General features: G+C 37.6%; 5 protein-coding genes and 1 tRNA gene. 5 read left to right on the top strand and 1 reads right to left on the bottom strand.

Translation table 11 applies throughout. The annotated features are described in order from the left end of the window. The first annotated feature begins 200 nt into the window (after positions 1–200). From KCG35_RS23320 to KCG35_RS23340, 5 genes are all read left to right on the top strand, one after another. Complete coding sequence (locus tag KCG35_RS23320; protein ID WP_215822266.1) at positions 201–1,082, top strand: hypothetical protein; 882 nt, start codon at positions 201–203, stop codon at positions 1,080–1,082. Positions 1,083–1,205: 123 nt separating this feature from the next. Continuing rightward, complete coding sequence (locus KCG35_RS23325) at positions 1,206–1,532, top strand: immunity protein PIM1 family protein (protein WP_215822267.1); 327 nt, start codon at positions 1,206–1,208, stop codon at positions 1,530–1,532. Positions 1,533–1,919: 387 nt separating this feature from the next. After that, entirely contained in the window at positions 1,920–4,862 is a 2,943-nt protein-coding gene (tssI, locus tag KCG35_RS23330; RefSeq protein WP_215822268.1) for a type VI secretion system tip protein TssI/VgrG, read from the top strand. Next, positions 4,862–5,146: a hypothetical protein gene (locus tag KCG35_RS23335; RefSeq protein WP_215822269.1), complete on the top strand. Its 285-nt coding sequence runs from the start codon at positions 4,862–4,864 to the stop codon at positions 5,144–5,146. Before tssI ends, KCG35_RS23335 begins: the two co-directional genes overlap by 1 nt. Positions 5,147–5,181: 35 nt before the next feature. Next, entirely contained in the window at positions 5,182–5,487 is a 306-nt protein-coding gene (locus KCG35_RS23340) for a hypothetical protein (RefSeq protein ID WP_215822270.1), read from the top strand. A 143-nt stretch (positions 5,488–5,630) separates the two neighbouring features. Here the strand turns inward: KCG35_RS23340 and KCG35_RS23345 are convergent. Beyond that, positions 5,631–5,707 (bottom strand) — tRNA-Pro (locus KCG35_RS23345). Between the last annotated feature and the right edge of the window lie 125 nt (positions 5,708–5,832).

Here is a 5,832-nt window from a genome sequence, read left to right on the forward strand (position 1 = left end):
GTTAAAAAATTGAATTGCTTAAAATTTTTTTATGTTTTGCATTCGAAACTAAAAGCGCTAATTACTCGATCCAAAAAATTTCTCGAGTCATGGATACCATATATGATGACATGTTTAACAAAAACAAAGATAATTCTACTAAATCGTTGTATTCAATACTATCTTCACAGTACCCGATGATTAACTTTAGTGACTCACTTGTGGAAGAATCGGTATGGGTCGACTTTTTTGACAAAGGTGTAATTGACGAAAAGAAAATCAAAGAGTCAATAGAACGCAATAAATATTATCAAGATATCAATACTGAAAACTGGGTAAAACTGTGGCATTACCATAATCTTACTGATTTAGAATTTGAAGAGCTTTTAGCTGTTGTTGGACAAGAATTAATTGAGTATAAGTATACTAATCACCAAGTGGTAAAACACCTTGCAGGCTTGTTCATTAGGTTTTCTGATATAGCTTTTATATCAGAGAACAAAACTAGTATTTTGGATACCTTTAAAAACTATGTAAATTATCTGTTTGATAATGATCATCTTCCTTCAGAATTAAACGGTTGTATATTTGACTTTGACAATGAGAGCTGGGGTGGTTTGGGCTTTGCGGGGCGTGATATTAGTGAGTTTGACCAATTTGTTAAGTATCTTGACGAAAAAATTGAAGAGTATAAAGTTAAGTGTTTGCCAAATGCTGCTAAAGAATTACTTGAAATAATGGAGTCTGACGTAATGCTTTTTACTCGAAAGCTGATACTTTGCAATGATGGAGAAAACATATATTACCAAACTCCAATCTTGAAAAATATTGAACCCGAAGAATTTGTTACAAAGTTACTTTCTTTATCTGGACAGAATTTTAGACAAGTAGGCTATATGTTCAAAAAACGCTACTCATATAGGGAATTTCATTCAAATCTTATATATGAACTAGATTGGCTAAAACAGGTAGAAACACTATTAGAACAAAAACGAAGCGATGCCATAGGTAAGCTTAGCGGTTATAGAATAGGTCTCTTTGTAGATGGCTATTTAAAAACGGCAATAGATGCTCTTGAGCAAGGCAGCAAACAAAGCATTTAAGAGTAACTCTCAACGCTTGGTATTATCAGTTCAAGGTTGGGTTTCGTGTTTACGGCGCAATGGTTTGGGTTTGGTGGTCGCGTTGCTCACCACTTAACGCGGCGTTAGCTTTAAGAAAGGGTTATGGACAAAGAAAAACTTAAATCATATTTGAAGTCACTAAGTGAAGACGAGTTGAATGCGATTCTGGATCAACGTGATGAACAGAATTTTGATGCAGCTTGGTGCCAAGTGTACGAAGTTGTAGATGAAGTCGAGGTAGACTTCGACGGCGAGAGCATATTCAGAGAACTTTCTGAAGCAGTGTCACAACACGAAATAGTGTCATATATACTTGATGATCTATTACTTTTAGAAAAATCAGATGCCATGGGCATATCTCCACCATTTGTGGAGTATTTAAAAAGTTGCTATGACAGTGGTAAAGTCCCGCATAAATGGAAGGGCTAAATATTGCACATGGGAAAAAACATTTAGCAGCACACTTTAAAATATCTAGCAACTTAACAAGATTAATTATTGTAGTGTGTGCGTCAAAGCTAATCGGGTAAGAGCTGGTATCTACTCAGCTATAAACCCACCACCCCAAAAAATAGCCAATAATTCCACCTTCCGGTTAAAAAGTAATCAATCTTTTCTTAGTATCATATCCATAGGGTTTCCCGTTACAGGCTGTATATTTTGATTAAAGCTTACATTTGAGGTTGCCAAACTAGGTCACAAGATTACATAAATCATACGGTTTACTTCATATCTTCTACGTCTCCTGCTTTTGAGACACAAGGACTCCCAAGATAATTAGCCTTTGGTCAGTGAGTATGAAGTAGAAGGAACCGTATGCGTTTAGGTAACTCCAGCCTGTTTACGTTTGCAATACAAGGCAGTAATGACGAGTTTCGTGTCGTTGATTTTGAAGGTAAAGAGCGTGTTTCAGCACCATTTTATTTTGTAGTCACGATTGCTACGACCAATTTTGAGCTAGATGCCAGTACCATAATTGATAAATCAGCCTGTTTGCAGCTCTTCGCTGAAGAAGAAGCTCCCCGTTATATTCATGGCTGTATTGAAAGCGTGATGATGATGGACGTGGGCCGTCGTTTTGCTACTTATCAGTTGGTATTGCTCCCAAAACTGCATCGCTTAGCTTATCGTAGCCAACATAAGATCTTTCAGCAGCAGGATGCGCAACAGATGATGCGCACTATATTAATCGATGCGGGGTTAATCGAAGGGGATGATTTTCGCTTTGAAATCACAGGTACCTTACCGCAACGCACTTACACTACACAATATGCTGAAAGTGACTTAGATTTTTTTAACCGGATCTTGGCAGAAGATGGTTTACATTATCACTTTCAATTTTCGGCTGATCGTCATGTATTGCTGATCAGTGATACCCAGTATATTTTTCAGCGTTTAACAGAAACGCCAGAAATCCCTTTCGTTGCACATACCGGCCTTTTGAAGCGAGACTATGTCATTCATGACTTTAGTTTGTGTACAAAACTACAGCCCAATAAAGTCACGCTAAAGGATTATAACTTCACCAAACCCTCACTAAACCTTGAAACATCAGAACAGACGGGGTCAGGCGATTTTGAAGTCTATCATCATGGTGGGTTATACCAAGAGCCTGAACTAGGCCAACAACAAGTACAAACGTTGCTGAAAGCTTTTCAGGCTACTTCAGAGTGTGGGCATGGTGAGAGTAACTGTGTGTACCTGAGTGCTGGTAAGCTCTTTAAGCTGACTGACCATAATAATCCCGTATTTAATCAGGAATACCTCTTACTTGAAGTACGACATGCAGGAGCGCAGCCACAGTCGTTAGAAGAAGGGGCCAGCAGTGGACCCAGTGGCTATATGTCTCAGTTTATCTGTATCCCTAAAACCACAGAGTTTAAAGCAAAACCACCCAAGCCTAAGATCAATAAACGTAATCGTTTTGATGGCGTACAAAACGCCACAGTTGTTGGTCCCAAAAGGGAGGAAATTTATACCGATCAGTATGGGCGCATTAAAGTTCAGTTTAACTGGGATAAAGATGGCCAGGCAGATGAGAAGTCCTCACGCTGGATTCGTGTTACTCAACCATGGACGGGGTCATCCTGGGGAGCCATACAAATACCTCGAATTGGTCAGGAAATTCTGATCAGTTTTGTCAATGGAGATCCTGATCGACCTTTAATCAAAGGCGTGATGTATAACGGTCGAAATAAGCCTCCTTATAAATTACCCGATAATAAAACCCGTACGACAGTAAAAACCTGTAGTACACCAGGTGGGCAGGGATTTAATGAACTGCGATTTGAAGATAAAAAGACCCATGAACAAATTTTTATTCATGGCGAGCGGGACCAGGATATAAAAATTGAGAATGATAAAGACTTGCGCGTCTATCGAGACAGTCATCTGGTCGTGGATAAACAACACCATATTCATATAAAACAACTTCTCAGTGAAAGTATAAACGGTACCTGGAAAGAAGACTTGTGGAACAATCAATATATTACTGTTAAACAGAATTTTACAGAAAAAGCAGCAAAGAATTATAACCGAGAAGCCGGAAAAGAAATTCATATTAAATCTACGGGCAAAATGGTATTTGATGCGGGCATGCAACTATCCGTGTCAGGCTCTGGCAGCTATTTCACCCTTGATCCATCAGGCGTGAAGATCAATGGCCCTACAGTGCGGATTAATGCTGGTGGGAGTCCTGGGAGGGGGGCTGCAACCTCACCTAAAAATCCTGTAACGGCGGATAATACTCAAGACAAAAAGCCTTATTTTGCTTCTCAGAAGTCGATAGTAACTAAGTCCGCTAGCTTAGAACATACTACAACAACAGCTAAAAACTTAATATCAAAGTCTCAGACCAAGAATGTAGGAAAAGAAGAGGATGGTTGGAAACCAGTACCTTCACTAATGGGGTATCCTGCTCTGATTTTCGCTACTCGTAGGCGTAAATTTAACCATGACTTACCTAAGCCTAATAGAGGGGATGATGGACAAATAGTACCAGATTTAAGGCATGGTGATGAGGACCGGGCAACGATAGAAGAGTATGGTTACGGGAAGCCTTTTAAGAATACAGAAGATTTATACTCTATGCGTGAAGGTCATATCATAAAAAAAGGCGAAGACCAGTTCAAATTACCGGCTGAACAACACTTTGATAGAATGAGGAAGTTGGGACATATATTCTCAAATAAATGGATATTAGATACACCGACAATTAATATATTTTATGAAATGGTTGATAAGTTTCAGCGTAATGAGGGAGGTACATATTCTCATTCCTCTTTAACAGAAGCACTGAAATTACATGAATCTACTAAAAGCTTTAATAATGCATTAAGAATATTTTTAAAAGAGTATGTGTTATGTAACTTAGCGCTTAACACTGATTTAACTGATCAATCCTTTAATTTTATGGTTAATGACTCTAGAGGTGTTGGTATTCCAAAGTTTGATAAATGGAGCACTGAAGGATGGGATTTGTTTACTGGTGGGGTGATTACTGTACATGATGTTTATGCTATGGAAGTTTATGTAGACAAATTGGAAGAAAAAGATAACCAGATACGTGGTAAATTTATTTATCATATTCAAGATCACTTTGGTTTAGATTCACCTGATATTAACCATGAATCACTGACCGATTTATTTAAACTATTTGAACAGATGGAAGGGTTTCGGTCTTGGTACTTATTGCAGCATTATAAAGGCTATAACTATAAGCCATTTACAACAGAAATTGACTTTGAGCTGGGATTTTGATGAAAAAGATACCAATTCGATTTATTCCTCTTTTATGGTTTGTCTATTTGTGGGCAGGCTTTTTGGGAGTTAGTAAATATTTTCCTACTATTGAGAAAAGTGAATTTGTCGATGACATGTTTCCATTTTTAATTTTAATTGTGACACCACTAATCTTTATAATTGGAACAGTATATTCTTACTCTAAAAAAGATTGGTGGTTGTTTGGTGGGTATATGATTCTTGCTGGTATTCCTGTGATATGGTTCTTTCTTGGAGTCCTTATTACCCCTTTATTAAAGTGATTTTTTGTTGCCATAAGTATTGTAAGTTATCTTTTATGGAGCATTTGGTTAAGATAACTCAATTGCAGCCTATAGTAGGAGTAGTTGGATTTTACTCTGGGGCGTTACATTATTTAGAAATTAAAAACATGAATAAAGCCTTAAGTATTTTTGCATGTATAATAAGCATGGCTGGCTATTTTTTACCATTCTTATCAGATCAGTGTTCTAGCCATGGAGAAAGAATATACAAAAGTATTTTTGAGTTGGGGCAAGCAGGACCATTTGTTTTCATTTATTGGTTATGGATGGTATGTCATTATTTTGGGTTACTGTTTACACTTAGTATCTGTATTCATTAAGTCTCCTCAATGATAGGTCCCAAGTGTATTATTGGTTAAATAATGATCTATGGATTGGAAGGTGATTTGACGATCTGCGTGACAAGTGCGTGACACTTAGTGGGTTGGGTAGATAGGGATGGGAGCTAACTTGTTGATTTTATTGGTCGGAGTGACTGGATTTGAATCAGCGACCCTTGCCTCCCGAAGACAATGCTCTACCAGACTGAGCTACACTCCGTTTTATTGTCAATTCGATGTTGTAGCATAAGTTCTGTTTTGTCTATCTTACAGGTGCATTTATTATTGTTCAATTCATTTGTAACATAACATTTTTACTTTTCTGTGTAGCTCGACTTTGGCCAT

This window comes from Zooshikella harenae (genome assembly GCF_018837975.1).
In the GTDB taxonomy this organism is placed as follows: domain Bacteria; phylum Pseudomonadota; class Gammaproteobacteria; order Pseudomonadales; family Zooshikellaceae; genus Zooshikella; species Zooshikella harenae.

Bases quoted from the DNA above. Each gene is read 5' to 3' on its own strand.
- KCG35_RS23335 (WP_215822269.1), top strand. From the start codon at position 4,862: ATGAAAAAGATACCAATTCGATTTATTCCTCTTTTATGGTTTGTCTAT.
- KCG35_RS23340 (WP_215822270.1), top strand. From the start codon at position 5,182: ATGGAGCATTTGGTTAAGATAACTCAATTGCAGCCTATAGTAGGAGTA.
- KCG35_RS23325 (WP_215822267.1), top strand. From the start codon at position 1,206: ATGGACAAAGAAAAACTTAAATCATATTTGAAGTCACTAAGTGAAGAC.
- tssI (WP_215822268.1), top strand. From the start codon at position 1,920: ATGCGTTTAGGTAACTCCAGCCTGTTTACGTTTGCAATACAAGGCAGT.